The 26228-nt window shown below is 61.9% G+C and carries 23 protein-coding genes; 16 read left to right on the top strand and 7 right to left on the bottom strand.

Annotated features, from left to right (window positions below):
- Positions 1-76: 76 nt before the first annotated feature.
- Entirely contained in the window at positions 77-1048 is a 972-nt protein-coding gene (locus F3I21_RS04690; protein ID WP_021508451.1) for a LysR family transcriptional regulator, read from the bottom strand.
- A gap of 156 nt (positions 1049-1204) precedes the next feature.
- Between F3I21_RS04690 and argH the strand changes: the two genes are divergently transcribed.
- Genes argH through F3I21_RS04655 form a run of 7 tightly spaced genes read left to right on the top strand, consistent with a single transcriptional unit; the run spans position 1205 to position 8220 of the window.
- The gene (gene argH / locus F3I21_RS04685; RefSeq protein ID WP_150058412.1) at positions 1205-2632 is read left to right on the top strand and encodes an argininosuccinate lyase; all 1428 of its coding nucleotides are present in this window, start codon (positions 1205-1207) and stop codon (positions 2630-2632) included.
- Between the two features lie 9 nt (positions 2633-2641).
- Positions 2642-3520: an amino acid ABC transporter permease gene (locus F3I21_RS04680; RefSeq protein WP_141496518.1), complete on the top strand. Its 879-nt coding sequence runs from the start codon at positions 2642-2644 to the stop codon at positions 3518-3520.
- A gap of 13 nt (positions 3521-3533) precedes the next feature.
- Positions 3534-4298: an amino acid ABC transporter ATP-binding protein gene (locus F3I21_RS04675; RefSeq protein ID WP_021508448.1), complete on the top strand. Its 765-nt coding sequence runs from the start codon at positions 3534-3536 to the stop codon at positions 4296-4298.
- 18 nt (positions 4299-4316) lie between these two features.
- The gene (locus F3I21_RS04670; RefSeq protein ID WP_021508447.1) at positions 4317-5138 is read left to right on the top strand and encodes an ABC transporter substrate-binding protein; all 822 of its coding nucleotides are present in this window, start codon (positions 4317-4319) and stop codon (positions 5136-5138) included.
- Between the two features lie 11 nt (positions 5139-5149).
- Positions 5150-5995 (top strand): polysaccharide deacetylase, encoded by an 846-nt coding sequence (locus F3I21_RS04665; RefSeq protein ID WP_021508446.1) that lies wholly within the window; start codon positions 5150-5152, stop codon positions 5993-5995.
- Entirely contained in the window at positions 5988-6875 is an 888-nt protein-coding gene (locus tag F3I21_RS04660; RefSeq protein ID WP_150058411.1) for a polysaccharide deacetylase, read from the top strand. Before F3I21_RS04665 ends, F3I21_RS04660 begins: the two co-directional genes overlap by 8 nt.
- The gene (locus tag F3I21_RS04655; RefSeq protein ID WP_150058410.1) at positions 6859-8220 is read left to right on the top strand and encodes an MmgE/PrpD family protein; all 1362 of its coding nucleotides are present in this window, start codon (positions 6859-6861) and stop codon (positions 8218-8220) included. Before F3I21_RS04660 ends, F3I21_RS04655 begins: the two co-directional genes overlap by 17 nt.
- Before the next feature lie 157 nt (positions 8221-8377).
- On the opposite strand, the gene F3I21_RS04650 is transcribed toward F3I21_RS04655, so the two are convergent.
- The gene (locus tag F3I21_RS04650; protein WP_150058409.1) at positions 8378-9463 is read right to left on the bottom strand and encodes an iron-containing alcohol dehydrogenase family protein; all 1086 of its coding nucleotides are present in this window, start codon (positions 9461-9463) and stop codon (positions 8378-8380) included.
- Positions 9464-9591: 128 nt separating this feature from the next.
- On the opposite strand from F3I21_RS04650, the gene F3I21_RS04645 reads away from it, so the two are divergent.
- From F3I21_RS04645 to ybiB, 3 genes are all read left to right on the top strand, one after another.
- Positions 9592-10488, top strand: a complete 897-nt coding sequence (locus F3I21_RS04645; RefSeq protein WP_136547546.1) for a LysR family transcriptional regulator — start codon at positions 9592-9594, stop codon at positions 10486-10488.
- 54 nt (positions 10489-10542) lie between these two features.
- The gene (dinG, locus tag F3I21_RS04640; protein WP_058757814.1) at positions 10543-12678 is read left to right on the top strand and encodes an ATP-dependent DNA helicase DinG; all 2136 of its coding nucleotides are present in this window, start codon (positions 10543-10545) and stop codon (positions 12676-12678) included.
- Positions 12679-12749: 71 nt separating this feature from the next.
- Entirely contained in the window at positions 12750-13718 is a 969-nt protein-coding gene (gene ybiB, locus F3I21_RS04635; RefSeq protein ID WP_150058568.1) for a DNA-binding protein YbiB, read from the top strand.
- A gap of 113 nt (positions 13719-13831) precedes the next feature.
- Here the strand turns inward: ybiB and F3I21_RS04630 are convergent, their stop codons facing one another.
- The 3 genes from F3I21_RS04630 to hutH form a co-directional block, all read right to left on the bottom strand.
- Positions 13832-14989 (bottom strand): M20 aminoacylase family protein, encoded by a 1158-nt coding sequence (locus F3I21_RS04630; RefSeq protein WP_150058408.1) that lies wholly within the window; start codon positions 14987-14989, stop codon positions 13832-13834.
- 279 nt (positions 14990-15268) lie between these two features.
- Positions 15269-16954 carry a urocanate hydratase gene (gene hutU / locus F3I21_RS04625; protein ID WP_125308529.1) on the bottom strand — a complete coding sequence of 562 codons (1686 nt, stop codon included), beginning with the start codon at positions 16952-16954 and terminating at the stop codon, positions 15269-15271.
- A 10-nt stretch (positions 16955-16964) separates the two neighbouring features.
- Positions 16965-18518 (bottom strand): histidine ammonia-lyase, encoded by a 1554-nt coding sequence (gene hutH, locus F3I21_RS04620; RefSeq protein ID WP_150058407.1) that lies wholly within the window; start codon positions 18516-18518, stop codon positions 16965-16967.
- A gap of 319 nt (positions 18519-18837) precedes the next feature.
- Between hutH and hutC the strand changes: the two genes are divergently transcribed.
- A complete protein-coding gene (hutC, locus tag F3I21_RS04615; RefSeq protein ID WP_021508436.1) occupies positions 18838-19593 on the top strand; it encodes a histidine utilization repressor in 756 nt (251 codons plus the stop codon).
- Here the strand turns inward: hutC and F3I21_RS04610 are convergent.
- Together F3I21_RS04610 and F3I21_RS04605 are read right to left on the bottom strand one after the other, a co-directional pair.
- Entirely contained in the window at positions 19577-20116 is a 540-nt protein-coding gene (locus F3I21_RS04610) for a HutD family protein (protein WP_150058406.1), read from the bottom strand. The two genes, hutC and F3I21_RS04610, sit on opposite strands and share 17 nt — an antisense overlap.
- On the bottom strand, positions 20113-21468 hold the full coding sequence (locus F3I21_RS04605) for a formimidoylglutamate deiminase (protein ID WP_150058405.1): 1356 nt from the start codon (positions 21466-21468) through the stop codon (positions 20113-20115). Before F3I21_RS04605 ends, F3I21_RS04610 begins: the two co-directional genes overlap by 4 nt.
- 84 nt (positions 21469-21552) lie before the next feature.
- Here F3I21_RS04605 and hutI point away from each other — a divergent pair, with 84 nt between their 5' ends.
- The 5 genes from hutI (at position 21553) to F3I21_RS04580 (ending at position 26227) form a co-directional block, all read left to right on the top strand.
- Positions 21553-22767 (top strand): imidazolonepropionase, encoded by a 1215-nt coding sequence (hutI, locus tag F3I21_RS04600; protein ID WP_104092738.1) that lies wholly within the window; start codon positions 21553-21555, stop codon positions 22765-22767.
- Entirely contained in the window at positions 22764-23555 is a 792-nt protein-coding gene (gene hutG, locus F3I21_RS04595; RefSeq protein WP_150058404.1) for an N-formylglutamate deformylase, read from the top strand. The genes hutI and hutG overlap by 4 nt, the downstream gene beginning before the upstream one ends.
- 348 nt (positions 23556-23903) lie before the next feature.
- Positions 23904-24755 (top strand): transporter substrate-binding domain-containing protein, encoded by an 852-nt coding sequence (locus F3I21_RS04590; RefSeq protein ID WP_058769505.1) that lies wholly within the window; start codon positions 23904-23906, stop codon positions 24753-24755.
- A 12-nt stretch (positions 24756-24767) separates the two neighbouring features.
- On the top strand, positions 24768-25487 hold the full coding sequence (locus F3I21_RS04585) for an ABC transporter permease (protein ID WP_150058403.1): 720 nt from the start codon (positions 24768-24770) through the stop codon (positions 25485-25487).
- A gap of 11 nt (positions 25488-25498) precedes the next feature.
- Positions 25499-26227, top strand: coding sequence for an ABC transporter permease (locus F3I21_RS04580; protein ID WP_058757808.1), 729 nt, complete (start codon positions 25499-25501; stop codon positions 26225-26227).
- Position 26228 lies beyond the last annotated feature (1 nt).

Here is a 26228-nt window from a genome sequence, read left to right as displayed (position 1 = left end):
GGAGAGGGCCGGGGTGAGGGCATCAGCGTACACTTTCCCATCCCGTGCCAGCAGAAACCCGGTCACACGCACCAAATCAGTGCGCCGCCGCCGCATCGCTCAACCCCAGCGCCTGCATAAACAGCCGGATGATCGGATTTATTTTCCGGCCTTTCTTCATCACCAGACAAAATGCGGTTTCGCGCCGCAGCGTGTCATCGCCCAGCTCACACAATTGTCCGCGGGCAATAAACGGAGCGGCATAATGTTCCGGTAAATACCCAATAAAGTGACCGGTTAAAATCAGCATGGCCACCGATTCCACCTGCACCGCCTGCACACCGCTCTCCTGCACCGGAATCAGGCGGCGTTCATCGCGTGGGGTAACATATAAATGATTAATAATTTTCTGCTGACGTAATACATCCACCGAAATATTTTTATCGCAAGATCCGCAATAGAGAGGATGTGACGCAGCGCAATATAATTTTGCGTATTCTTTATAAAGTTCGAAGTAATCAAACTCATTTTTCATTTCATACACGGGCGCAATGCCGCAATGAAAACGCCCTTCGCTTATGCCGCGTTCAATATCATCCAGCTGTGCGGTCTGCAGACGAATCTGCACCTTTGGCGCTTTCTGGTGCAACTGTTGCACCGCACTGGTGACCGGCGAGTGCGGATCGCTAATGGTGTTATCCACCACGCAAATCGCGATGTCGCCCAGCAGCTCGTTGCGACTATTGTGCAGCCGCTCGCGAAACAGGTTGAGCGACACGAACAGCTCCAGCGTGGCCTGATAAACATTGATGCCATACTGCGTCAGCTCAAAACCTTCACGGCCGCGGCTGCACAGCGTCATGCCCAGCCGAATCTCCAGGTCAGAAACCTGTTTACTGATCGCCGCCAGGCCAATATTTAATTCGTGACTGGCGGCGGTTAATCCGCCGGCTTCCACCACGCATTTAAATACCCGCAGCAATTTTAAGTCGATATTACTCAGCGCCAGAACCGCATTATCGCCGCGATTATTCGCATTGTTTCCAGACTGGGAAACTTTACTTTCCATTTTTGCTATTCAACTCCGGAATAATTGCGGTGAAAGTACAGTGAATCTGAAATACCACCTATTTGCCAGCGTGGCAATAAAATAAGTTTTTATTATCGCTGCCGGCTGAATCCAAACTTTTTCATATTGCTGCGGCTGATTTGTGAGGGAAATAGCATGTCTGAGAATGCCGAACTGTTATGGGGTGCACGTTTTAAAGCGGCTCCGGCAGCCAGTTTAACCGCGCTGTCGCGTAGCCCAGATTATTACTTTGCGCTGGCGCCGTACGACCTCGCCGGTTGCCGCGCCCATGCGCGCGAGCTGGCGCGTGCCGGGCTATTGAGTGCTGACGAGCTGGATACCATGCTGGCGGCGATTGACGCGCTGGACGCCGATTATCGCGCTGGCCAGCTGCAGCCGATTGCCGCCGATGAAGACGTGCATACCTTCATCGAACGCGCGCTGACAGAATGCCTCGGCGCGCTGGGCGGCAAGCTGCGTGCCGGCCGTTCACGCAACGATCAGACCGTCAACGATCTGCGCCTCTATCTGCGGGATAACGGCCGCAAGCTTGTGAGCGCGCTGTTGCAGTTGCAGCAGGCGCTGGTGACGCAGGCCGCGCAACACACCGACAGCGTCGCGCCCGGCTTCACCCATCTGCAGCAGGCGCAGCCGATTGTGTTTGGCCATCAGCTGCTGGCGCATGCCCAATCCTTCGCGCGTGACATCGAGCGTATGCAGGACTGGGATCGCCGCAGCGCGCGCTGTCCGCTGGGCGCGGCGGCGATGGCCGGTTCGGCGATTGCGCGTCAGCCACAGCTGGCCGCAGCCGATCTCGCTTATCTGGCGCCGTGTGAAAACTCGATCGATGCGGTCGCCAGCCGCGACTACGCCGCGGAATTCCTGTTCGTCACCAGCATGATCGGCATCAACCTGTCCCGGCTGTGTGAAGAGGTGTGCCTGTGGGCGTCACGGCAGTTCCGCTGGGTGGAGCTGCACGACAGTTATGCCACCGGCAGTTCGATCATGCCGCAGAAGAAAAATCCGGACATTGCCGAGCTGACGCGCGGCCGCAGCGGCCGGCTGGTCGGTAACCTGATGGCGCTGCTGACCACCATGAAAGCCATGCCGCTCTCTTACAACCGCGATCTCAGCGACGACAAACGTAATGTGATTGATGCGGTCGACACGCTGCTGATGGTGCTGCCTGCCATGGCCGGCATGATGGCGACGCTGAAATTCAATACTGAGGTGATGCGCGAGCAGGCGCCGGATGGCTTTACGCTGGCGACCGAAGTGGCCGACTGGCTGGCAATGCGCGGCGTGCCGTTCCGTGAGGCGCACGAGATTACCGGCCAGCTGGTGCAGCTGTGCGAACGCGAAAACTGCGGCCTGGCCGATCTCAGCGATGCGCAGCTGCACGGCGTCGATGCACGGCTCACGCCCGAGGTGCGTCAGGCGTTAACGCTGGAAGCGGCGCTGGCAGCCCGCAGCGGCTACGGCGGCACCGCGCCGGCACGGGTGCGCGAGCAGCTGGCCCGTCTGCAAACCCTGATGCAGGACCAGCAGCGCTGGGCCGATGATTACGCCGGACCGCGCGCCTGAGGAGAGCCTATGACACACACCACGCCGGTTGAACCGTCGGTCAACAATGGCCGCGTCCAGCCCCATTACGATCTCGATCGCTATCAGGTGGTGCCGCGCCGCTATTATGGCCGCATCACCGCATCGGCAGTGATCCTTGTGCTGCTGGCGCTGCTGGTTAACGCCTTTGCGCACGGCAATATTGAGTGGTCGTTCGTCGGCCAGTTCTTCACCGCGCAGGCAATCCTCAACGGCGTGGTTAATACGCTGATTATGTCGGTGCTGGCGATGGCGCTGGGCATCCTGTTTGGCGTCATCACCGCCATCATGTACATGTCGCCCAATCCGGTGCTGCACTATATCGCGGTGGGCTATGCGTGGATCTTTCGCGGCACGCCGCTGATTCTGCAACTGCTGCTGTGGTTCAACCTGGCGCTGGTGTTTCCCACCATCAGCATCCCCGGTCTGTTCAGCGTGCAAACCGTCACGGTGATGACGCCGTTTCTCGCCGCGCTGCTTGGCCTGAGCATCAATCAGGGCGCCTACACCTCAGAAGTGGTGCGCGCCGGACTGTTATCGGTGGATACCGGTCAGTATGAAGCCGCCAAAGCCATCGGCATGCCGCGTTTGCAGGCGCTGCAGCGCATCATTCTGCCGCAGGCGATGCGGGTGATTCTGCCGCCGGTCGGCAATGAGTTCATCAGCATGATCAAAACCACCAGTCTGGCCAGCATGATTCAGTACTCCGAGCTGCTGTACAACGCGCAAACCATCTACTTCGCCAACGCGCGCGTGATGGAGCTGCTGTTTGTCGCGGGTATCTGGTACCTGATTATCGTGACGCTGCTGTCGTTCGGGCAGAGCCAGCTGGAACGCTACTTCTCACGCGGCCATCGTCGTCGCCAGTAACCGGGAGTGAGAGATGAGAAACATCGTGCGCGCCGTCAAGGTGAACAAATATTTCGATCAGTTCCACGCGCTGAAGGACGTCAGCCTGGAAGTGAACTACGGCGAGGTGATGTGCATTCTCGGCCCGTCGGGTTCCGGTAAAAGTACCTTCCTGCGCTGTATCAACCAGCTGGAGAAAGTGGATCAGGGCGGCATCTGGGTCGACAACGAACTGGCGGGCTATCGCATTGCCGGCAATAAGCTGCATCCGCTGAGTGACAAACAGATTGCGCGCCAGCGGCTGCAGACCGGCATGGTATTTCAGCGCTTCAACCTGTTTCCGCACAAGACCGCGCTGGAGAACATCATCGAGGGGCCGTGTCGCGTGCTGCTGCGCCCGAAACGCGAGGCCAGCGAAGAGGCAATGGCGCTGCTGGATCGCGTCGGACTGGCGCACAAAGCGCACGACTATCCGCAGTCGCTCTCCGGCGGTCAGCAGCAGCGCGTGGCGATTGCCCGCGCGCTGGCGATGAAACCCAAACTGATGCTGTTTGATGAACCGACCTCGGCGCTCGATCCGGAGATGGTCGGTGAAGTGCTGGCGGTGATGCGCCAGCTGGCAAAAGAAGGCACCACCATGCTGGTGGTGACCCACGAAATGGGCTTTGCGCGTGAGGTCGCCAACCAGGTGGTGTTTATGGATGAGGGACGCATTATTGAGCAGGGCGCACCGGAAGAGATTCTGCTGAACCCGCAAAACCCACGGATGAAAAACTTTATCAACGCGATTCTTCTTTAACGTGACCGGGGTGAATAGATGAAAAAATTGTTATTGAGTGCCATCAGTGCCGCGCTGCTGCTGCAATCCTCTGCCTGGGCGGAGATTGCCGTACCGGCCAGTATCAAAGAGAAAGGGCTGACCGTCGCCATCATGCCGAACTATCCGCCGATGGATTTTAAAGATCCGGCCACCAATCAGCTGAGCGGCGTCGATTATGAGCTGGGCCAGGCAATTGGCGAGAAGCTGGGCGTGAAGGTTAACTGGCAGGAGATCGCGTTTGAACAGATGGTCAACGCGGTGGTGACCAAACGCGTCGATCTGGTGATGTCCGGCATGACCGACACCAAAGAGCGGCAGAAGGTGGTTAACTTTATCGACTACTTCAAAACCGGTCCGCAGTTCTACACCCTGGCGGCGCGCAGCGACATCAACAGCGCCACCGATCTGTGCGGCAAAAAAGTAGGCACCAGCCGCCGCACCACCTTCCCGCAGGAGATTGCTACCTGGTCAAAAGCGCACTGCGAAGCGGCCGGTAAACCTGCGATTATCGTGGTGGGCGCGGAAGGCACCGCCGATGCGCGCACGCAACTGCGTCAGCGTCGTCTGGATGGCGCGGTACAGGGCAGCGAAACCCTGCCGTACATCATGAATCTGGAAAAAGGCACCTTTAAGCCGCTGGATAAAGCCTTCTCCTTCCAGTACACCGGCATGGCGCTGGGTAAAGATGCCGGTGAGCTGACCACGGCGATTCAGGCAGCCATCAATGCCATGATTGCCGATGGCAGCTACCAGAAAATCCTCAGTAAATGGGGCCTGAGCGACAACGGCATTGCCGAAGCCACGGTTAATCAGGGCTAAGGAGCGGGCGTATGCAACAACCGGGCGCAGTGCGCTGGCCGCAGGGCAAGCGTGGCTGTATGGCGCTGGCGTTTGATCTTGATGGTCCCACTGGCGATGCCATGCTCAATGGCAGCCTGTGGTCAACACCAGAGTATTTCACCTTTGGCGCCTACGGGCCGTTTCGCGCGCTCGGTCGGCTGCTGGATCTGCTGCGCGCCTTCCAATTGCCGGCCACGTTTTTTGTGCCGGCGTGGGTAGTGGAGCAGTGGCCGCGACAGTGCCAGGCGATTATCGAACAGGGCCATGAAGTGGCCTATCACGGTTATCGCCACGAATCGTTCTGGGCGATTACGCCAGATGAACAGCGCGCCGTGATGGCGCGCTCTGCCGCCATCTTTCAGCAACATCTTGGTATCCGCGCCTGCGGTTTTCGCACTCCTTCCGGCGACTGGCACGCCGAAACGCCGCAGATTCTGCGGGAAGCCGGGGTGATTTACTCCAGCAGCATGCGCGGTGACGATCGGCCGTACAGCATTGCCGTCGCCGGGCATACGCCGCTGGTGGAGATTCCCGGCAAATGGGAGATGGATGATTACGCCTCGCTGGCCTACACGCGCCAGCCGGATTTTCCGCAGGGCGGCGACCGCATCGCCAGCTATGCGCACACCGGTGACAACTGGCAGCGCGAATTTGACGGCGCGATGGCGGAAGGACTGTGCCTGACCACGCTGTTCCACCCGAAAATTTCCGGGCAGCCCGGCCGTTTGCTGTTGCTGGAGCAGCTGTTTGCCCACATGACGGCGCGCGACGATGTGTGGTTTGCGCGCTGTGATGCGGTGGCCGCGTGGTATTTGCAGGAGCAGCAACATGACTGAACATTCACGCTGGCCGTCGGGCAAACAATCGGCGGCCATCATTACCATCGACTATCACGATATTCACGGCATCCTGACGCAGGCACCTGCGGTCGCCGGGCGCGATAAAACCCTGTCGGTGTGGCGCTATGGCACGCTGCGCGGCGTTGATCGTCTGCTGGATCTACTGGCAGAGAAACAGCTGCTGGCCAGCTGGTGCTTACCGGCCATCGTCGCCGAAGAGCAGCCGCAGGTGCTGCAGCGTATTGTCGCCGCCGGGCATGAGATCGCCTGCAGCGGTGAGCGACACGAAGACTTCTCGGCGCTGACCCTGGCGCAGCAGATTGCCAGCGTAACGCGCGGCTGCGAGCGGCTGGCGCAGCTGACCGGCCAGCCGATTGCCGGGTTTCGCACGCCGGCCGGCCAGTGGAAACCGGGCCTTGCTGCGGCGCTGGCAACGCACGGCATCCGCTGGTCCTCCAGCTGGCGCGGTGATGACTTACCCTATTTTCACCCCGGCACCCGGCTGGTGGAGCTGCCCATGCACTACACGCTGGAAGATGCGCCCTATTTTGCCTTCAACCTCAGCCCGGCGATTCCGCCCGGACAGTCGCGCATCGCGCCCTATGGCGAAACGCTGGCTAACCTGACGCAGGATTTCCACGGTTTTCACCGTTTCGGCCTGTGCTACCTGTTGCGGCTGCACCCGGAAATTATCGGCACCGCCGGACGCATTGGCCTGCTGCGTCAGCTGCTGGAAACGCTGCAGCAGCATGACGTGTGGATCGCTACTGCCGGCCAGGTGGCCGCGCACTGGCAGACGCAGCCGGATAACGATGCCGATCATCCGGCAGAGGTGTTTGCCCGGGTCAGCGGAGGCGAATATGGACACCACGCTTGATCGGCTGGCGGACTTCATCGCAGTCACCCGCTTTGCCCAGTTGCCGGAACCGCTGGTAGCGCAGGCGAAGCGCCATCTGCTGGATACGCTTGGCGCGGCGCTGGCGGGCTGTGACAGCCCGATCTGGCGCGAATGCCGGGCACTGGTGGCCGAAGAGGGCGGCAGCGCCGTGGCGCAGCTGTGGGGCTGTGCGCAGCAAGCTTCCCCGCGCCAGGCGGCATGGCTCAACGGCGTGGCGGCGCATATGTATGAACTGGACGACACCGGCGGCTGCGATCACTCCGGTGCCGTGGTGTTACCGGCGCTGCTGGCGGCACTGCCGCTGGCGACGCAGCCGGTCGACGGCCGGGCATTTCTCACTGCGATGGTCGTCGGTTATGACATCGGCCGTCGCGTGCTGGAAGCCTGCGGGGGGTATGCGGCGCACAACGGTGCGGGCTGGCACTCAACTGCCAGCTGTGGCGTTTTCGGCGCGGCGGCCGCCGTCAGTTGTTTACTGCGGCTGTCGGCCGCGCAGTGTGCCTCAGCGCTGGGCATCGCAGCCAGCTTCAGTGGCGGTCTGTGGGGCTTTATTCATGATGGCTCACACACCAAAAAGCTGCACGCGGCGCGCGCGGCGGAAGGGGGCGTACAGGCGGCGCTGCTGGCACAGCGCGGCATCAGCGGACCGGCCGCGGTATTTGAGGCGCGCTGGGGCGGCTTTCTGCAAACCCTGGCTGGTGAAACGCAACAGCCTACCGCGCTCACGGCCCAATTGGGCGAGGTGTGGAAACTGGCGCGCTGTTCCATCAAGCCGTACGCCGCCTGTCGCGGTACGCATGCGGCGATCGATGCGCTGGATCAGCTGCTGCGGCAGCATGCGGTGGCGACCGGGGATATTGCACGCATTGTGGTTGGGCTCAATCCGTTCCTGCTGGAGATGTGCGGCACGCGTGAGCTCACCTGCCTCGCCGCCGCGCAAATGAGCCTGCCGTATGCGCTGACGGCGCGTGCGCTGTATGGCTCCGCGGAGCTGGTGAGTTATGACGACAGCCGTCGCCTGAGTGCGGAAGCTGCCGCGCTGATGGCGCGTATTGAGCTGGAGATTGACCACCAGCAGGGGCGCGATGATGAGCCGTGGGTCCGGCTGGAAACGGTGCAGGGCCAGCAGTGGCAGCAGCACGTCGCGGTGCCGTCCGGATCGCCGGCGAATCCGCTGAGCGACGCGGCGCTGCGCGCCAAATACCGCAGCCTCGCCGCGCGCGTCTTGCCGGCGGCACAGGTGCAGCAGCTGGAAACGCTGTGTCTGACGCTGGATAACGTGGCGGATGTGCGGCAAGTCGCGGCGTTGCTGGCGACCCGGTAAAAGTGGGGCGCCAGCCATGGCGAAATGCCGGTCGGTCAGGCCAGCGCGACCTGATGATGACGGTGCGCATAAATGCGCACCCTACAAAAGCGCGCGCTGGCCCGTAGGGTCGCCGTTTACGGTGACCTGGGATTTACCACATCCATTGCGACCGCAATCAAACCCGTTCCGCCAGCCCTTCAATCCGCGCCATCGCCGCCCGCAACCGCGCTTCGTTGACCGGTTCGGCCATGTTGGCCATATCCGGCGCATGGACAGACTCACGTATAATCAACGCCAGCTCGCTCTCATCCAGCGTGGCAATCTCGGCCAGCGTTAACGGTACGCCGCAGTCGCGCGCCAGGCGCATCTCGTCCACCAGCTCTTCGTCGCTGCGATCCTCCAGCGCCAGCAGGCACAAATTGCCGTAACCCACCAGCAGGCCGTGACCAAACTCGCGCGTTTTGTCGCAGAAGGTGAAGCCTTCGTAAATGGCATGCGCAGCGGCGGCGTGGGCGCCATTGCTCATCAGCGAGGTCAGACCGGCCCAGGTAAAAATCGCGTCCAGCACCTGATCGAGCGAAGTGCCGCTCTCACCGCGCAGCACCGCTGCGTAAGCCGCCGGACCGTGCTCCGCGATCACCTCATAGCAGATCTGGCTGTGCGCCAGCGATGACAGCGCATTGCCGGTGCGCGCCGGATGACGCGTGCTTACCGCCCGGAACTCATACCATTTAGCCAGCGTATCGCCGAGGCCCGCGGCCAGCCAGCGGGCAGGGGCGGCTGCCAGCAGTTCACTGTCGATGAGCACCGCCGCCGGCGCCTGTGGCAGCGGGAAGATATCAAAGAAGTTGCCGTTATCGTCGTAGCGAATGGTCAGCGGGGTCACCGCAGCGCAGGTGGCGGCAATCGTCGGGACGGTTATCACCGGCAGCCCGAGCTGTGCGCCCACCGCTTTAACCGTGTCCAGCGCCTTGCCGCCGCCCGCACCGATCAGCACTTCTGCCTGTTGTTCAACCGCTAACGCCGCCAGCCGTTCGATATGGTTAAGCGAGGTTTCGCCACCAAACCACACCGGTGCCAGCAGCGTGACGCCAGCGGCGTCGAGCTGCGTCTTTACCTGCGTCGCCACCGCCTGCATTGCGCGCTGGCCGCCAATCAGCAGTGCCCGCTGGCCCAGCCCGGCGCAGATGGCCCCCAGCTGGTTAATCACACCCGCACCACGCAGCACGCGCGCCGGGAACAGCAAATTTTGTTGCGACATAGCGAAAGCTCTCTTTTTCAGGGAATGACTGCATCATCGCCAAAGCGGCTTGCAGAAAAAATCCCTGTCAGCCGATAATCACTTCAGCGATTCATTAACTATTGTCAGCAATCCCTGAAGGAAGTGCGGTGCCAACCTTACCCAATCTGAAACTGCTGCAGGTGTTCGCCAGCGTGGTGGAAAACCAGGGCTATTCGCGTGCGCAGCAGGCGCTGAACATGACCACGCCGGCCATCAGCGCCTACATGAGCGAACTGGAAGGCCAGCTGGGCTTTATACTGTGCCAGCGCGGGCGCGCAGGCTTTGCGCTGACCAGCAAAGGCGAACAGTTCTACGCCTATACCCGGGAAATGCTGGCGACCCTGAGCGGCTGGCAGTCGCAGGTGGAGACGCTGAAAAGCGCGCAGGGCGGCACGTTTGCGCTCGGCGTGGTCGACGCCACCGTCACCGACAGCACGCTGGATCTGCCGGCGGTTATCGCCCGTTTTAATCAGCGCTTTCCGGCGGTGTTTCTCACCCTCAGCGTGTGCGAGCCCAACGAACTGCAGCAGCAGGTGCTGGAAGATCGGCTCGACCTGGCCATCGGACACTTTCCGCTGCGCGCCAGCAATCTGGTGACGCTGCCGCTGTACGAGGAGCAGCAGTGGCTGTACTGCAGTCCGCAACATGCGCTGGCGCAGGGCGATGCGGATGTGCGTCGCGTGCAGCAGACCGGCATGGTAACGCGGCGCTACTGGAACCAGCAGGAGCTGAACAAGCGCGGTTTCCGCCATAGCACCGCCTCGGTGGAGAGCATTGAAGCGCAGCTGACGCTGATTCTCTCCGGGCGCTATATTGGCTTTTTGCCCGAGCATTACGCGCGCAGCCGCGAGCAGCAGGGCCAGTTGCTGCGCCTGCTGCCCCACCATTTTCACTTTCGCGCGCCGTTTTCGTTCGCCTTCCGGCGCGGCCGCGCGCGCGAGCCGCTGATCCGCGCGATGCGCGAAATTCTGAATCCAGCGCGAAAAACTGAGCGCGAAAGCTGACGCTGCGGCAATACTGTGTAAAAATACAGGCCGGTTTAACCAACAGTATTCACTATGGCCCTGACAGCAGCGATAAAAAGCCAGATTGCGCAATGGTATAAGGCGCTGCAGCAGCAGGTTCCTGACTTTATCCCGCGCGCGCCGCAGCGCCAGATGATCGCCGAAGTGGCGAAGAGTCTGGCCGGTGACGAGGGTCGCCATCTGGCCATTGAGGCGCCCACCGGCGTCGGCAAAACCCTGTCCTACCTGATTCCCGGCATTGCGGTCAGCCGCGCCGAAGAGAAACGTTTAGTCATCAGCACCGCCAACGTGGCGCTGCAGGATCAGATCTTCAGCAAAGATCTGCCGCTATTAAAGAAAATTATTCCTGACCTCACTTTCACCGCGGCTTTTGGTCGCGGGCGCTATGTCTGTCCGCGCAACCTGACCGCGCTGGCAGCCACGGACGATCAGCAGGGTGATCTGTTGCTGTATCTCGACGAACAGGCGGTGACCGGTTCGAAAGAGGAGCAGAAATTCTGCGCGCGGCTGGAGAAAGACCTCAGCAGCTATAAGTGGGATGGCCTGCGCGATCACAGCGACGTGGCGATTGACGACAGCCTGTGGCAGCGCCTCTCCACTGATAAAGCGAACTGCCTGGCACACCACTGCCGCTGGTATCGCGAATGCCCGTTCTTTGTGGCGCGACGCGAAATCGAGCAGGCCGATGTGGTGGTGGCGAACCATGCGCTGGTGATGGCGGCGATGGAGAACGAGTCGGTGCTGCCGCCGGCCAAACACCTGATGCTGGTGCTGGATGAAGGGCACCATCTGCCGGAAGTGGCGCGTGATGCGCTGGAGATGAGCGCGGAGATCACGCCGGGCTGGAGCAGCCTGCAGCTCGATCTGTTTGTGCGGCTGGTGGAGACCATCATGGCGCAGTTCCGGCCGAAATCCCCGCCGCCGCTGAGCAATCCCGAGCGTCTGAAAGGGCACTGTGATGAGATGCGCGAGCAGCTGCAGACTCTGTGCAACGCGCTCAATCCTCTGCTGCCGCGCGACAATCAGCCAGGCGAGTTTCGCTTTGTGCTCGGTGAGCTGCCGCCAGAACTGCTGACCCTGTGCGCGCGGCTGTTTAAGCTGAGTGATGCGCTGCGTGGCCTGAGCGAAGGGCTGCTCAACGAGCTGGGCGAACAGACCGGCAAGGCCGATATCATGCGGCTGCACAAAGCCATCCTGCAGCTCAATCGCCACTTCGGCTGGTTTGAATCCATCAGCAAACTGTGGCGGCTGGCGGCGATGGAAAAAGCGTCCAACGCGCCGGTGTCGAAATGGGTGACGCGTGAAATTCGTGACGGCCAGGCGCATCTGCTGTTTCACTGCGCCGGGATTCGCGTCAGCGACCAGCTGGAAAAGCTGCTGTGGCGCAAAATCCCGCACGTGGTGGTGACCTCGGCTACGCTGCGTTCGCTAAACAGCTTTAATCGCCTGCAGGAGATGTCCGGCCTGAACCAAAAGGCCGGCGACCGCTTTGTGGCACTCGACTCGCCGTTTAACCATGTCGATCAGGGCAAGCTGATCATCCCGCAAATGCGCTATGAGCCGCTGCTGGCCAATGAAGCGGAGCACATCGCTGAGATGGCGCGCTTCTTCCGCCAGCAAATGCAGGCGCAGCAGCATAAAGGCGTGCTGGTGCTGTTTGCCAGCGGACGGGCGATGCAGCAGTTTGTCAGCCTGGTGCCGGAGCTGCGTCTGTCGATGCTGGTGCAGGGCGATCAGCCGCGTTCACGGCTGGTGGAGCTTCACCGGCAACGGGTGACCGCCGGACAAAGCAGCATTCTGGTTGGCCTGCAATCTTTTGCCGAAGGGCTCGATTTGAAAGGCGATCTGTTGTCGCAGGTGCACATCCATAAAATTGCTTTTCCGCCGGTGGACAGTCCGGTAATTTTGACCGAAGGGGAGTGGCTGAAGAGCCTCAAACGCTACCCGTTTGAAGTACAAAGTTTACCCAGCGCATCGTTTACGCTGATCCAGCAGGTCGGGCGTCTGATCCGCAGCCATCAGTGTTTTGGTGAAATCGTCATTTACGATCGCCGGCTGCTGAGCAAAACCTACGGCAGCCGCCTGCTGGCCGCGCTGCCGGTGTTTCCGATTGAACAACCGCCGGTGCCGGAAGCGGACAAACCGGCGAAGCGCAGCAAGAAATCCTGAGTATGCGGCAACAGCCGGATGCACGATTGTTGGCCGCCGGGTGACGGCGCGCCCTGGAAGCGGGAAGTATGATGGAACTGAATAAGATCATTAAAGAGATTGGCCGCGGCAAGAATCACGCACGCGATATCGACTTTGACACTGCCGTGGCGCTTTACAGCGCGATGCTGGCGGACGAGGTGCCGGATCTCGAACTGGGTGGCGTGCTGATTGCGCTGCGCATCAAAGGCGAAGGGGAAGCAGAGATGCGCGGCTTCTACCACGCGATGCAACAGCGCATGATGCGGCTGCAGGCCCCGGCACAGCGTCCGATGCCCATCGTCATTCCCAGCTATAACGGCGCGCGTCGCCAGGGCAACCTGACGCCGCTGCTGGCGCTGCTGCTGGTGAAGCTCGGTTTTTCGGTGTTGCTGCACGGCGTTAGCGACGACCCAACCCGCGTGACCAGCGAAGCGGTGCTGGCGGCGCTGGATATTGCGCCGGTGACCAGCGCGCAACAGGCGCAGGCGAAACTCGACGCTGGCGAGCTGGCGTTCATCACCATCGATGATTTATGTGCGCCAATGGCTAAACAGCTGGCGCTGCGCTGGCGCATGGGCGTGCGCAACAGCGCGCACACGCTGGCCAAGCTGGCGACGCCGTTTGCCGAACGCGCCGCGCTGCGGCTGGCGAGCGTGTCGCATCCGGAATATGTGCCGCGCGTGGGGAAATTCTTCCAGGATATCGATGCACCGGCCATTCTGCTGAACGGCACTGAAGGTGAGGTCTATGCCAATCCGCAGCGCTGCCCGGCGATTAATTATATTCGCGGTGCCGGCGCAGAAGCGGAAGTGTGGGTCGAGCGGCAGCCAGAGGTCGCGCTGGCGTTAGCAGAGAGCAAAGGCGCCCAGGATACCGCAGCGTGGATCCGCCAGGTGCTGGCCGGTGAACGCGCGGTGCCGCAGGCGCTGCGCCTGCAGCTGGCGTGCTGTCTGGTGGCGACCGGTGAAGCCGCAACAATGGCCGATGCCGAAACGCGGTTACAGCAGGTGGGGATTTAACCGGGCTGCCCGGCTGGCCATGCACGAGAAACCTGGGCGGTGACGGCGGTCACCGCAGCGGTTGCGCAGGGGGGCACGCCTGCGCAGCTGAAATGGCTTGCTGAGCAGCGCCATCAGCGTTTAATCAGTACGCTCTCCACCAGTTGCTGCCAGAACGTAATACCAATCGGCAGCAGCGCATCGTTGAAATCATAGTTGGCATTGTGCAGCGGGGCTGAAGGCGTGGCACCGTCAGCGCCGAGCCAGAAATAGGCGCCGGGACAGGCTTCCAGCATGCAGGCGAAATCTTCAGACGCCATCGACGGGTTAACCTGCCAGTGCACCTGCTGTTCACCCAGCAGCTGGCACGCCACGTCACGCACCTGCTCCGCCGGGGCGACATGGTTGGCGGTAACCGGATAGCCGGGATACCAGTGAATCTCGCCGCTGACGCTAAATGGGCGCGGCAGGGTGGTGACAAAATCTTCAATCAGACCGCGCACGCGATTGCGCACGTCGGTCTGCAGACATCGCACCGTACCGCGCAGCGTGATCTGCTCCGGAATGACGTTAATGGCCTCGCCACCGTGAATCTGGGTGACGCTGACCACCGCCGACGCCAGCGGTGACAGGCGGCGCGACGGGATGGTTTGCAGCGCCAGAATCAGCTCGGCGGCGACCACCATCGGGTCGGCACCGCTTTCCGGCATCGCCGCATGGCAGCTTTTGCCGTGCAGCGTAATCTCAAACGAATCCAGCGATGCCATCATCGCGCCCGGATTTACCGCCAGCGATCCCACCGGCAATCCCGGCCAGTTGTGCATCGCGTACACGGCATCCATCGGGAAGCGCTGAAACAGACCTTCCTCCACCATTTTGCGCGCACCACCGAGATTCTCTTCGGCCGGCTGAAACAGGAAGTGTACCGTACCTTTGAAATTACGCGTGGCGGCCAGCTGACAGGCTGCGGCCAGCAGTATCGCGGTGTGGCCATCGTGACCGCAGGCGTGCATCACGCCAGGCCGGCTCGATTTCCACTGCGGCTCGCCTTTTTCGGTGATCGGCAGGGCATCCATATCGGCGCGCAGCCCGATGACCGGACCGGGACCGTTTTCCAGCGTGCCGATCACGCCAGTGCCGGCGAGGCCGCGAAACACCTGCAGTCCGGCATCGGTCAGCACCTGGGCCACCAGCTCGCTGGTCTGCTGCTCCTGGTAACCCAGTTCAGGGTGTTGATGTAACTGACGACGCCAGGTGAGGGCGTTTTCCAGCAGGACAGCAGGCAGGCTCATAAGGTAAGGCTCCATCAGCAGCGTCAGCTGCGCAATCTCCGACGCGGGAAGTTAAGTGTCCACTGTAGTGGTAAGCGTGGGGGGCGTCTATCGTGGAAAGGAATAATTTGGCTATAGGCTATAGCGGATTAGCATAAGGGGATGGGGCAAGGTCGGCATGAATGCCGACCTTGCACAGTGCAATCTTTGCGAGCAGTGTTAAGGCTTAACAGACCGACATTGCGGCATTGCCCAGCCATGGTAACATCCCGTAGGGTGCGCATTGATGCGCACCTGGAACTACTTCAGCATCGGCAAATTGAGACCGTGCTGCTCTGCGCAGGTCTGCGCCAGCTCGTAACCCGCATCGGCATGACGCATCACGCCGGTGGCCGGGTCGTTCCACAGTACGCGACCAAGGCGCGCATCCGCTTCAGCCGTACCGTCACAGACGATCACCACCCCGGAATGCTGCGAGAAGCCCATACCGACGCCGCCGCCGTGATGCAGGCTCACCCAGGTGGCTCCGCCGGCGGTGTTCAGCAGCGCGTTCAGCAGCGGCCAGTCTGACACCGCATCCGAGCCATCCTTCATCGCCTCGGTTTCACGGTTAGGTGACGCCACCGAGCCGCAGTCGAGGTGGTCACGACCAATCACGATCGGCGCTTTCAGCTCGCCGTTGCGCACCATCTCATTGAATGCCAGCGCCGCTTTATGACGCTCGCCCAGCCCCAGCCAGCAAATACGCGCCGGCAGGCCCTGGAAGGCGATGCGCTCCTGCGCCATATCCAGCCAGCGGTGCAGGTTTTTGTGATCCGGGAACAGCTCTTTCAGTTTGGCGTCGGTTTTATAGATATCTTCCGCATCGCCCGAGAGCGCCACCCAGCGGAACGGGCCTTTGCCCTCGCAGAACAGCGGACGAATATACGCCGGCACAAAGCCCGGGAAATCAAAGGCGTTTTTCACCCCTTCATCCAGCGCTACCTGACGAATATTGTTGCCATAATCCACGGTCGGCACACCCATGTGGTGGAAGTCGAGCATCGCCTGCACGTGCTGCGCCATGGAGGCGCGTGCCGCTTTCTCTACTGCTTTCGGATTGCTGACGCGCTCGGCTTCCCAGCGCGCCACGTCCCAGCCCACCGGCAGATAGCCGTTGATCGGGTCGTGCGCGGAGGTCTGATCGGTCACGATGTCAGGCTTCATGCCGCCCGCTTTCGCGCGCTGCACCAGTTCCGGGACCAGCTCGGCCGCGTTGCCCAGCAGACCCACGGAGATCGCCTGGCCGGCTTCGGTGGCGTCTTTGATCAGCGCCAGCGCCTCATCCAGGCTGTAGGCTTTATGGTCGAGGTAGCGGGTGCGCAGACGGAAATCGATGCGCGACTCCTGGCACTCAATCGCCAGCACGCAGGCACCGGCCAGCACGCCCGCCAGCGGCTGCGCGCCGCCCATGCCGCCCAGACCGGCGGTGAGGATCCAGCGGCCCGTCAGGTCACTGTTGTAGTGCTGGCGACCGGCTTCAGCGAAGGTTTCAAAGGTGCCCTGCACGATACCCTGCGCGCCGATATAGATCCATGAACCGGCGGTCATCTGGCCATACATCATCAGCCCGGCCTTATCCAGTTCGTGGAAGTGATCCCACGTCGCCCAGTGCGGCACCAGGTTGGAGTTGGCCAGCAGTACGCGCGGCGCATCGGCATGGGTGCGGAACACACCGACCGGCTTGCCGGACTGAATCAGCAGCGTCTCTTCCGGCTGCAGCGCACGCAGCGAGCGCAGAATCTGCTCAAAGCACGCCCAGTTGCGCGCGGCTTTGCCTATTCCGCCATACACCACCAGATCCTCCGGGCGTTCGGCCACGTCAGGATCGAGGTTGTTCTGAATCATGCGGTATGCCGCTTCAATCAGCCAGTTGGCGCAGTGCAGTTCATTACCGCGCGGCGCACGGATTTCACGGGCAACAGCCTGAGTCAAAGTTTCGCTCATCATCGGTTCCTTAATTAGCAGTAGAACGCTGGCTTGGCAGCAGCGCAGTAAGGGTTTCAGGCCAGACGTAACTGCTGGCCCACAGGCGCATGGCATCAATGTCCGGCGCCAGTAAACGGTCCTGATCGAGGAAGGCGACCTGCGCACGAATGCGGCTCATCTCCTGTTCGATCGCGGCAGAGCTTTGCAGCGGGCGGTGGAAGTCGATGCCCTGCGCCGCCGCCATCGCTTCAATGCCGACCACGGCAGCGGTGTTGAAGCACATCTCGCCCAGGCGGCGTGCCGCGTAGGTAGCCATCGATACGTGATCTTCCTGATTGGCTGAGGTCGGCAGGCTGTCGACGCTGCCCGGGTGCGCCAGCGATTTGTTCTCCGAGGCCAGCGCGGCAGCGGTAACCTGCGCAATCATGAAGCCCGAGTTCACGCCGCCGTCGCGCACCAGGAAGGGCGGCAGGCCGGAGAGGCCGGTATCGAGCAGCAGCGCCAGGCGGCGTTCGGAGATGGCACCGACTTCGGCAATCGCCAGCGCGATGATGTCGGCGGCAAAGGCCACCGGCTCGGCGTGGAAGTTACCGCCGGAGATCACGTCGCCGCTGTCGCTGAAGACCAGCGGGTTGTCAGAAGCGGCGTTGGCTTCAATCTGCAGCACGCGCGCGGCGTGGCTGAGGTTATCGAGACAGGCGCCCATCACCTGCGGTACGCAGCGGATCGAATAGGGATCCTGCACGCGTCCGCAGTTGCTGTGCGAACTGAGAATTTCGCTGCCTTCGAGCAGCGTCGCTACCGCAGCGGCGACGGCAATCTGCCCGTGCTGGCCGCGCGCCTGATGGATGCGTGCATCAAACGGTTTAACCGAGCCTTTAATTGCTTCCAGCGACAGCGCGCCGGCCATCAGCCCGGCAGCAAACAGATTTTCGGCTTCAAACAGCCCACGCAGCGCCAGCGCGGTAGAGACCTGGGTGCCGTTGAGCAACGCCAGACCCTCTTTTGGCCCCAGCACAATCGGCTGCAGGCCGACGCGGGCCAGGCCTTCGCTGGCAGGCACCAGATGGCCGTCAATGCGCACCTGGCCTTCACCGAGCAGCATCAGGGAGAGGTGCGCCAGCGGCGCCAGATCGCCGGACGCGCCAACCGATCCCTTCGCCGGGATGCACGGCATCACGCCGGCGTTGAACAGCGCCAGCAGCGCGTCAATCAGTTCCATGCGGATGCCCGAGTGGCCGCGTGCCAGGCTAATGATTTTGCTGGCGACCACCAGGCGGGTGACGTTGTCCGGCAGCAGATCGCCGAGGCCGACGCTGTGTGACAGCACCAGGTTACGCTGCAGTTCCGCCAGGCGTTCGGCGGGGATCTGCGTTTGCGCCAGCTTGCCGAAGCCGGTGTTGATGCCGTACACCACCTTGCCGGAGGCGACGATGGCCTCGACGGTTTCACGTGCGCGGTCAATATCCGCCCGCGCTTCCTCTGCCAGCTGCAGCGTCACCTTCTCCTGATAAATACGGCGTAAGGTGGCGAGGTCCACTTCACCGGGAACGAGGCGAATTGCCTGAACCGAACCTGACATAGTCTACTCCTGTCTATACAAGTGATCTGCCACGTTGTGGCGGAGCGTAAGTTGCGATGGCATCCGCCAGGGGCGCTATAAGTGTTGTGAGTGAAGCATAAGTGTCTAATCTTGTCTATACAAGTAGCAAGCGCTGTGCCAGATTGATCGTATTCTGTGAAACGTGCCGCAATGCGGGCGCGGCAACCTCCAGCCTGGTACGCTGCACCAAAAGCGGGCGGCAACTGCACCACGCAAGCAGGCTATGCACCATTGGATGTATATACATTTAGGCGGCGAGACAGTAAACTTCACACATCATTCGGAAAAGGAACAGGAAATGGCGGAGCAAACGGCAATCGCACAGCTGGCGGCAGCGATGGGGGATGAACCCGCGCCCATTTACCAGCGCGTTAAGCAGGCAATCGTCAGCCAGATCCGGGAAGGTCACTGGAAAGCCAACCAGCGGGTGCCGTCGGAGAGCGAGCTGGTCAATGAACTGGGCGTCAGCCGCATGACCATCAACCGTGCGCTGCGCGAACTCACCAGCGAAGGGTTTCTGGTGCGCATGCAGGGCGTCGGGACCTTTGTCGCGGAGATGAAGGGCTACACCGCAATGCTGGAAGTGCATAACATCGCCGATGAAATTGCCCAGCGCGGCCATACGCACAGCTGCAAAATTCTCTCGATAGGTCAGATGAAGGCCGATCCGGAACAGGCGGCGGTGCTGGGACTCTCCACCGGCCAGACGCTGTATCATTCGCTGATCGTGCACTACGAAAATGAGCTGCCGGTGCAGCTGGAAGATCGTCTGGTCAATCCGCTGGTCGCGCCTGACTACCTCAGCCAGGATTACCACAGCCTGACGCCGTATACCTATCTGATGCGCGTCGCCCCGCTGACTGCCGGTGAGCATATCGTTGAAGCGGTACTGCCGGATTTGCGCCAGCGTAAGCATCTGGCGCTGGACGAGCACGAGCCGTGCCTGCTTATCCGCCGCCAGACGTGGAGCGACAACAAAATCGTCACCTATGCGCGCCTGCTCTATCCAGGCTCACGCTACAAATTGCTGGGCCGCTTCAGGGGACACGGCTAAGCGCGATAAACAGCAGGCTGGCCTCTGCCGTTTGCGGCACCAGCTGCTGCTGCTCCTGCAGCCACCACATTCCCTGCTGCGCCTGCAGCGTCTCACCCGCACTGCTGCGCCATGTACCGGCCAGCACATACGCCACGCCATGCAGGCTGCTGACCGTCTGCTGCTCTACGCTTACCGCCGCGCGCCAGGCGTCGCGCCGCGTCATGATGTTAAAGTCCTGACAGCTGCCGCTGACCTGCGCCTCTATCGCCCATTCGCCGGGAAAGGCCCACGGCTGATGGGGCAGCAATGGCTGTTCGGCCTGTTCACAGCGCAGCAGCACGCTATCGCCCTGAAGCAGGGTAATTACCCGATCGACGCCGGGGAAGGGCGAGAACGGCCCGTCGGCGTCGATGGTGGCGATGCTGGCGCGCCAGCCGAACTCTGCTGCGCCCGGCGGATAGCTGATAATTTCGCGCGTTTCCCCGCCGCCGTTGCGCCAGCGGCTGACCGGCAGCTGCGCGTAGTCAAAGCGCGCGATCATTGCAGCGCCCGCATTGCCCGGGCAAAGCCAGCGGCGGCCGCTTCTTCTGCCGCGTGGTGGCCTTGCTGAATCACCGGCTGTCCGGCAACAAACACGTCACGAATTTGCTGGCTGCTGCCGGCAAACAGCCAGCGATTGAGCAGCGCGGCGGAACTGACGCTGGCCAGCAGCGCATCCTCTTCCAGCACCAGCCAGTCGGCGCGTTTGCCCACCGCCAGCTCACCGCTGGCAATGCCACAGGCCTGCGCGCCGCCCTGCGCCGCCTGCTGCCACAGCAGATCGCCGACCGAGGGTTGATCGGTTAGCGTGATGCGGTTGCGGCGACGATCGCGCAGCCGCTGGCCATACTCCAGCCAGCGCAGCTCCTCCAGCGCACTGAGCGAAACGTGGCTGTCGGAGCCAATGCCCCAGCGCCCGCCGCGCCCGATGTACTCCACCGCCGGGAAGATGCCGTCGCCGAGATTGGCTTCGGTGGTGGGACACAGCCCGGCAATGGCACCGCTGTCCGCCATGCGCGCCACCTCCTGCTGATCGAGATGGGTGGCATGAATCAGGCACCAGCGCGCATCAACGGCAAAGCGATTATACAGCCACGCCACCGGCCGTTCGCCGCTCCATGCCAGACTGTCATTAACCTCTTTTTCCTGCTCAGCAACGTGAATGTGTACCGGCAGATGCGCAGCGCTGGCGGCCAGCACCTCATGCATCTGGGCTTCGCTCACCGCGCGCAGCGAGTGGAAACACAGGCCGTGGTTGATCAGCGGCTGCTGCGCGCTCCACTGCGCGACGCGCTGCTGCTGTTGCAGATAGGCATCGGTGTGCTGAATAAAGCGTCGCTGACCGTCGCTGGCTGGCTGCGCACCGAAGCCGCTGTAGCTGTACAGCACCGGCAGCAGCGTCTGGCCGATACCGGCGGTGTGTGCTGCCTGCATCAGCTGTTGCAGCATCGCATCGTCGGCATAGGGCTGGCCGTGCGGATCGTGATGCAGATAGTGAAATTCCGCCACCTGGCTGTAGCCGCCCTTGAGCATATCAATGTAGAGATGGGTGGCGATGGCACCGACCTGCTCAGGCGACAGGCGCTGCACCATGCGGTACATCAGATCGCGCCACGTCCAGAAGCTGTCCTGCGGATCGCCTGCCACTTCCGCCAGCCCGGCCATGGCGCGCTGGAAGGCATGGGAATGCAGGTTGGCCATCGCCGGAATCACCGGGCCGGCCAGGCGCACGGCGTCACCGGGCGTACTGTCGGCGGTAAGGGCGCGAATAAATCCCTGATCGTCGGTTGCGATCAGCACGTTTTCCTGCCAGCCGTCGGCCAGCCGTGCGCGTGGGGCAAAATAAACTGCCATGGTTGATCCTCAATGGCGGAAAGTTGTATATACATATACATACTTTGAGGCGCAGTGTAAATCGCCAGACAAAAGGGGAGTGGGATGGCAAGTAAACAGATCGACAGCCTGTGGCTGGGGGCCGATGTGGTCACCATGCGTGACGGTCGCTATAACCTGATTGAGGATGGCGCCGTGGCGGTGGATAACGGCGAGCTGGTGTGGGTCGGCCCGCGCAGCGCGTTACCGGACTTTGCCCCGCGCCGGCAGCAGCAGTTTGACGGCGGCATCATTACGCCCGGTCTGGTGGATTGCCACACGCATCTGGTGTTTGGCGGCGATCGCAGCCAGGAGTTCGAACAGCGGCTCAACGGCGTGAGCTATGCGGAGATCGCCGCGCAGGGCGGCGGCATCCTGTCGACGGTGCGCGCCACGCGCGCGGCCAGCCAGCAGCAGCTGGTGGCGTCAGCGCGCTGGCGGCTCGATCGCCTGCTGGCCGAAGGCGTTACCACGGTGGAGATTAAATCCGGCTACGGGCTGGACGAAGAGAGCGAGCTCACTCTGCTGCGCGCTATCCGCGAGCTGGCGCAGTCGGTGCCTGCCGATGTGCAGGCCACCTGCCTGGCGGCGCACGGCTTCCCGCCAGAGTTCAGGGATAACCCGCAGGGCTGGATTGATATTATCTGCCAGCGCCTGTTGCCGCGGGTGAAAGCGGAAGGGCTGGCGGATGCGGTCGACGCGTTTTGCGAACACCTGGCGCTGTCACCGCAGCAGGTGAGCGCGGTATTTGATGCCGCCAAAGCGCTCGGCCTGCCGGTGAAGCTGCACGCTGAACAGTTGTCGGCACTCGGCGGTGCCGCACTGGCGGCGCGCTATGGTGCGCTCTCTGCCGATCACCTCGAATACGCCACCGAGCAGGATGCGCGCGCGATGGCGGAACATGGCACGGTGGCGGTACTGCTGCCCGGAGCGTTCTATCTGCTGCGCGAGACGCAGCGTCCGCCGGTCGAACTGTTCCGCCAGCACGGCGTGCCGATGGCGCTGGCCAGCGATGCCAATCCGGGCACGTCACCGGCGCTGTCGCTGCGGCTGATGCTGAACATGGGCTGTACGCTGTTTGGCCTGACGCCGGAGGAAGCGCTGGCCGGCGTCACGCTGTGGGGCGCGAAGGCGCTAGGCCTGCAGGCCACGCACGGCTCGCTGGAGCCAGGCAAAGTAGCCAATTTTGTCCACTGGCCGCTGGCTCGCCCGGCTGAGCTGGTTTACTGGCTGGGCGGCGAACTGCCGTGCCAGGTTATCTATCGTGGAGAAGCGCAATGACCCCTTTTCATTTCACCGCCGGTAAGCTGCCGCTGCTGGTCAGTATTCCGCATGCCGGTACCCAACTGACGCCGGAGGTTGACGCCGGGCTGAGCGAGGCCGCGCGCGGCCTGCCGGATACCGACTGGCATATTCCGCTGCTGTACGACTTTGTGCGCGACCTCGGTGCCAGCGTGCTGATCGGGCACTACTCGCGCTTCGTGATCGATCTCAACCGTCCGCCGGACAACCAGCCGCTGTACAGCACGGCCACCACCGGGCTCTATCCGGAGACGCTGTTTGATGGCACGCCAACCTTCAAACCCGGCATGACGCCGGACAGCGCGGCGCGTCAGCGCTATCTGGAGACTATCTGGCAGCCCTATCATCAGCAGATTCAGCAGGAGCTGGCGCGGTTAAAAACCGAACATGGCTATGCGCTGCTGTTTGATGCGCACTCCATCGCTTCGGTGATTCCGCGCCTGTTCGACGGCCAGCTGCCGGATCTGAACATCGGCACCAACGATGGCGCCAGCTGTTCGGCGGCCAGCATCGCGGCGATTGAGCAGGTGTGCGCCGCGCAAAGCGACTACAGCTGGGTGGTGAATGGACGCTTCAAAGGCGGCTACATCACGCGCGCTTACGGCCAGCCAGCGCAGGGCGTGCAGGCGGTGCAGCTGGAGCTGGCGCAGCAGAATTACATGGATGAGGCGCCGCCGTTTGCCTGGCAGCAGGATCGCGCCACGCGGTTGCAGCATGTGCTGAAGCCGCTGCTGCAGGCGTTTCTGCAGGCGGGGAAAGTCGTTTAATTGATGCGGGTCGCCATCACGGTGACCCCGTTTCTCATGTGGCGGATGTACAACCGCTGCCTCACTCCCCAATGCTGTGCAACCCCTGCCCTGAAAGGGTGCACGACGCGGTCCGCCTGACGCCGATCCCCTCCGTTTACCGTCTTTGCCGATCTGGCACAGCCCTTGCTAGCTTGTATGTACAAGTAAAGACCGCGCGGCAATGATGACTATTTATTCTGGCTGGCTCACAAAAAGCTTATGCCGACAATGATCTGCCGCAGGCTAACTTGTATATACATGAAATGTCATTTGCGCTGTATCAGCCAACAGAGACAGCCAGATTTGTTAACCACCAGGAGAAGACGTATGACACACCGTGCCCCGTTTCGCCGTTTTTGCCTTACCACGCTGTTTGCCAGCCTGATGCTGGCCGGCGTGGCTGCCGAGGCTAAAGAGTGGAAATCCATCACCATCGCCACTGAAGGCAGCTATGAGCCGTGGAACCTGACGCTGCCGGGCGGCAAGCTGGGCGGCTTCGAACCTGAACTGATGGAAGATCTCTGCAAGCGCATGAGCATTCAGTGCAAGCTGGTGGTGCAGAACTGGGACGGAATGATTGCCGGACTGAACGCCGGGAAATATGACGTCATCATGGATGCGATTGTGATTACGCCGGACCGGAAAAAAGTGGTCAACTTCACCACGCCGTACGCGTCAACACCGGCGACCTTCATTACCAGCAAAGATAACCCGCTGCTGCCGGCCGATAAGAACATCATCAAACTGCACGACGACGAGGCGGCCATCAATGCGGCCATCGCCCCGCTGAAGGCGGCGCTCAAGGGCAAAACCATCGGCATTGCCTCCGGCACCGTGTATACGCCGTTTATCGATAAATACTTCAAAGATGTGGCCGACGTGCGCGAATACACCGCTTCGGCGGATGCGATTCTCGATCTGCAGGCAGGTCGCATCGATGCGGTGTTTGATGACGTGACCTTCGCGCAGTCGATGCTGGCGCGAAAAGAGAACAGCAACCTGACGTTCAGCGGCCCGCAGCTGGGCGGTCCGATTTGGGGGGAAGGCGAAGCGATGGGCGTGCGCATGGCTGATAACGATCTGAAGGCCAAACTCGATGCCGCCATTCACGCTGCGCTGGCGGACGGCACGGTGAAAAAGCTGAGCGAGAAGTGGTTTAAAACTGACGTAACGCCGTAAGTGAGGTGAAAGATGATGAGCCTGCTGAGTTTTGGTGCAGATGGCTGGGGTCGCCTGATCCTGAGCGCCGCCGGTACCACGCTGCTGCTGTCGCTGGCGGCGCTGATGATCGGCGCCGTGGTCGGTTCCGGCGTGGCGGCGGCGAAACTCTCGCACCAGCGCTGGCTGCGCTGGCTGGGTGAAAGCTATTCGGTGGTGTTTCGCGGCATCCCGGAATTGCTGGTGATCTACCTGTTCTACTTCGGTGGATCGGGGTTGATCACGCTGGTCGGCCAGCTGTTTGGTGCTGACGGCTTTATTGAAGCGCCGCCGTTCCTGATTGGCGCGCTGGCTATCGGGCTCATCTCCGGATCCTATCAGGGTGAAGTGTATCGCGCTGCGCGCCTGGCGCTGGCCAAGGGCGAAGTCGAAGCGGCGGTAGCCATCGGGATGCCGCGCTGGCGTGTCGCCCAGCGCATCCTCGTCCCGCAGATTGTGCGCTACGCGCTGCCGGGGATGTCCAACGTCTGGCAGATGAGCCTGAAAGATTCGGCGCTGGTGTCAGTGACCGGCATCGTCGAGCTGATGCGCGCCAGCCAGGTGGCGGCCGGTTCAACGCGCGATTACTTCACCTTTTACCTGATTGGCGGTGGCTGCTATCTGCTGCTGACACTGCTGTCGAACCATGCGTTTCGCCGCGCGGAATCGCGCCTCGGCCGCGCATGGCAAAGTCGCACTGCGGCACAGCACTAAGGAGCAGCAGCATGATCGACTTCGCTTTTCTTGCCGACACTTTTCTTAAGCTGAGCGCGGCGCTGCCGGTGACGCTCGGGCTGTTTATCAGCGCCTTTGTCTGCGGCGGGCTGCTGGCGCTGGGCATTCTGGCGCTGCGCATGAGCCGCTGGCGGCTGCTGAGCGGTTTTGCCCGCGGCTATATTCTGGTGTTTCGCGGCTCGCCGCTGCTGATTCAGCTGTTTCTCATCTACTACGGGCTCGGCCAGTTTGGCGTGATTCGCCACAGCTTCGTCTGGCCGTTTCTGCGCGAGCCGTTTATCTGCGCGGTGCTGGCGCTGTCGCTGTGTACCGCCGCTTACACCGCTGAGATCCTGCGCGGTGCGCTGCTGGCGGTGCCGGCAGGTCAGGTCGAAGCCGGGCTGGCCTGCGGCATGTCACGCTGGCTGCTGCTGCGCCGCATCATCGCGCCGATCATGCTGCGCTATGCGCTGCCGGCGTACTCCACCGAGGCGATTCTGCTGGTGAAGTCCACCGCGCTCGCCAGCCTGGTCACGGTGTGGGATGTCACCGGCGTGGCGCAGCAGATCATCCAGCGTACCTATCGCACTATGGAAGTGTTTGTCTGCGCTGCGGCGATCTACCTGATTCTCAACTTTATTATCGTCCAGCTGTACGCGCTGTTAGAGCGCCGTCTGACCCCGGTGCACCGCGCTGAAAAAAAGCCGCTGCCCGCCGTTAAACCGCTTGCCGGAGAGTAAT

This window comes from Pantoea sp. B_9 (assembly GCF_008632015.1).
GTDB classification, from domain to species: Bacteria; Pseudomonadota; Gammaproteobacteria; order Enterobacterales; family Enterobacteriaceae; genus Pantoea; species Pantoea dispersa.
Note: the sequence above shows the minus strand (reverse complement) of the source record. Positions and strands in the feature narration are given on the sequence as shown.

Coding starts and splice junctions, on each gene's coding strand:
- F3I21_RS04660 (WP_150058411.1), top strand. CDS start 5,988: ATGACTGAACATTCACGCTGGCCGTCGGGCAAACAATCGGCGGCCATC.
- F3I21_RS04670 (WP_021508447.1), top strand. CDS start 4,317: ATGAAAAAATTGTTATTGAGTGCCATCAGTGCCGCGCTGCTGCTGCAA.
- F3I21_RS04630 (WP_150058408.1), bottom strand. CDS start 14,989: ATGAGCCTGCCTGCTGTCCTGCTGGAAAACGCCCTCACCTGGCGTCGT.
- F3I21_RS04655 (WP_150058410.1), top strand. CDS start 6,859: ATGGACACCACGCTTGATCGGCTGGCGGACTTCATCGCAGTCACCCGC.
- F3I21_RS04590 (WP_058769505.1), top strand. CDS start 23,904: ATGACACACCGTGCCCCGTTTCGCCGTTTTTGCCTTACCACGCTGTTT.
- F3I21_RS04665 (WP_021508446.1), top strand. CDS start 5,150: ATGCAACAACCGGGCGCAGTGCGCTGGCCGCAGGGCAAGCGTGGCTGT.
- hutH (WP_150058407.1), bottom strand. CDS start 18,518: ATGTCAGGTTCGGTTCAGGCAATTCGCCTCGTTCCCGGTGAAGTGGAC.
- argH (WP_150058412.1), top strand. CDS start 1,205: ATGTCTGAGAATGCCGAACTGTTATGGGGTGCACGTTTTAAAGCGGCT.
- F3I21_RS04610 (WP_150058406.1), bottom strand. CDS start 20,116: ATGATCGCGCGCTTTGACTACGCGCAGCTGCCGGTCAGCCGCTGGCGC.
- F3I21_RS04585 (WP_150058403.1), top strand. CDS start 24,768: ATGATGAGCCTGCTGAGTTTTGGTGCAGATGGCTGGGGTCGCCTGATC.
- hutU (WP_125308529.1), bottom strand. CDS start 16,954: ATGAGCGAAACTTTGACTCAGGCTGTTGCCCGTGAAATCCGTGCGCCG.
- hutC (WP_021508436.1), top strand. CDS start 18,838: ATGGCGGAGCAAACGGCAATCGCACAGCTGGCGGCAGCGATGGGGGAT.
- dinG (WP_058757814.1), top strand. CDS start 10,543: ATGGCCCTGACAGCAGCGATAAAAAGCCAGATTGCGCAATGGTATAAG.
- F3I21_RS04605 (WP_150058405.1), bottom strand. CDS start 21,468: ATGGCAGTTTATTTTGCCCCACGCGCACGGCTGGCCGACGGCTGGCAG.
- ybiB (WP_150058568.1), top strand. CDS start 12,750: ATGGAACTGAATAAGATCATTAAAGAGATTGGCCGCGGCAAGAATCAC.
- F3I21_RS04675 (WP_021508448.1), top strand. CDS start 3,534: ATGAGAAACATCGTGCGCGCCGTCAAGGTGAACAAATATTTCGATCAG.
- F3I21_RS04650 (WP_150058409.1), bottom strand. CDS start 9,463: ATGTCGCAACAAAATTTGCTGTTCCCGGCGCGCGTGCTGCGTGGTGCG.
- hutI (WP_104092738.1), top strand. CDS start 21,553: ATGGCAAGTAAACAGATCGACAGCCTGTGGCTGGGGGCCGATGTGGTC.
- F3I21_RS04580 (WP_058757808.1), top strand. CDS start 25,499: ATGATCGACTTCGCTTTTCTTGCCGACACTTTTCTTAAGCTGAGCGCG.
- hutG (WP_150058404.1), top strand. CDS start 22,764: ATGACCCCTTTTCATTTCACCGCCGGTAAGCTGCCGCTGCTGGTCAGT.
- F3I21_RS04690 (WP_021508451.1), bottom strand. CDS start 1,048: ATGGAAAGTAAAGTTTCCCAGTCTGGAAACAATGCGAATAATCGCGGC.
- F3I21_RS04680 (WP_141496518.1), top strand. CDS start 2,642: ATGACACACACCACGCCGGTTGAACCGTCGGTCAACAATGGCCGCGTC.